The sequence below is a fragment of the Pseudoxanthomonas wuyuanensis genome (genome assembly GCF_900215535.1).
In the GTDB taxonomy this organism is placed as follows: domain Bacteria; phylum Pseudomonadota; class Gammaproteobacteria; order Xanthomonadales; family Xanthomonadaceae; genus Pseudoxanthomonas_A; species Pseudoxanthomonas_A wuyuanensis.
Window position 1 is genome coordinate 1 of the sequence record NZ_OCND01000032.1, and the last position, 1,173, is coordinate 1,173.

Annotated in this window: 1 protein-coding gene; it reads left to right on the top strand. The window is 66.1% G+C overall.

What is annotated here, in order from left to right; translation table 11 throughout:
• Positions 1 to 213: 213 nt before the first annotated feature.
• On the top strand, positions 214 to 1,137 hold the full coding sequence (locus CRO39_RS20200) for an IS110 family transposase (protein ID WP_097123779.1): 924 nt from the start codon (positions 214 to 216) through the stop codon (positions 1,135 to 1,137).
• Positions 1,138 to 1,173 lie beyond the last annotated feature (36 nt).

Below are 1,173 nucleotides of genomic sequence, written 5' to 3' on the forward strand. Positions count from 1 at the left end.
CCTTATGTCTTGAGTTTCCCCTACCGTAGGAGCCGAGAGCCCGGCGTGCGCGCCCGATAACGCCTCGGTGTCAGCACCACCGTAATTCAGCAGGGGCCGCACGCCGGATCTCGCGCCTTGCGCCCGAACAGTTGATCGAGGTTGCCCTCGAACCGATAAGCGTGGGCCTCGGGCGCGATGCTCTCGACCAGTCAACTGTAGCGGAGATCGGATATGACAGCAGCAGGAATCGACGTGAGCAAGGCCAGCCTGGACCTGGCCGTAGATGAGCAGACGGGGGTGACCCGGTTTGCCAATACCGGGGCAGGGATTGCCAAGGTGATCAAGCGCCTGAAGGCCTTGGGCGCATCGCGGATCGTGGTGGAAGCTACCGGAGGCTATGAAGAGCCGCTGCTGGAAGCGTGTTGCGATGCTGGACTGTGGATTGCCCGGGTCAACCCGCGCCAGGCCCGCAGTTTCGCTCTGGCCACTGGCGAACTGGCCAAGACCGACGCGATAGACGCCCGCCTGCTAGCGCTGATGGCGCGGGTGTTCGCCGACCGGCTGCGCTGCCACGTTGCGCCACTGCCATGGCAGCGCGAGTTGCGCGACTGGTTGCGCCGACGGGGTCAGGTGGTCACCCAGTTGCAAGCGCACAAGCAGCAGGCGGCGATGGCGTCGACGCAGGTGCGCAAGCTGGCCGCTCGCACCATTGCGGCTTTGGCCCGCGAGCTGGCGGCGATCGAGCGCGCGATGCAGGCCTTGAGCCAGCAACACACCACACCCGCCCTGCGCTCGAGCAAGGGCTTGGGCCCAGTGTTCCAGGCCACGGCACTGGCGCTGCTGCCGGAGTTGGGGCAGTTGGACCGCAGGCAGATCGCCAAGCTGGTGGGCGTGGCGCCCATGAACCGCGACAGCGGGAACGGCCAGGGCAAGCGCCGCGTTCATGGTGGGCGAGCTCCGGTGCGGGTGGCGCTCTACATGGCCACGCTCTCGGCCGTGCGCTGGGATCCGGTGATGAAAGCGCACTATCAGCAGTTGCGGGCCCGCGGGAAGCTGGGCAAGGTCGCGCTGGTCGCCTGCATGCGTAAGCTGTTGGGCATCGTCAACGCCAGACGACGTGACGAGCTGCATGCGGAAGGGCAGTTGGCCGCCTGACAGCCAAGATCACAAGACAGTTGCTGAATTAAGCCG